The organism is Bradyrhizobium sp. Ken01 (genome assembly GCF_055807355.1).
Map to the genome: position 1 here is coordinate 1 of NZ_JBVVPC010000241.1, position 257 is coordinate 257.

The 257-nt window shown below is 52.1% G+C and carries 1 protein-coding gene; it reads left to right on the top strand.

Annotation, left to right across the window (positions count from 1 at the left end; translation table 11 throughout):
• Positions 1 to 49: 49 nt before the first annotated feature.
• Positions 50 to 257: hypothetical protein (locus tag AC0L3S_RS39490; protein ID WP_473285376.1), on the top strand; the 208-nt coding region annotated here is incomplete at its 3' end.

Here is a 257-nt window from a genome sequence, read left to right on the forward strand (position 1 = left end):
CCGACAGCAGCATATCCTGATTGCGACGGGAAATTTGTGAGCGTGATTCGTGCACGATAGTGCGCAACTCTTCTTTGCTCAAAGAGCCGCTAACCACGATATCGGTATTGATATCAACGATGACTGGAAATCGATTCTGCGCCAACTCTCCCACTCACCTCACGGGCGCATCGTGCTCTACCGTGATTCGCTGGACGACGCCATCAGTATGCTGCGAGTACGTGAAGCCTGGCGGTTGATGTCGGAGAAAAAAGAGT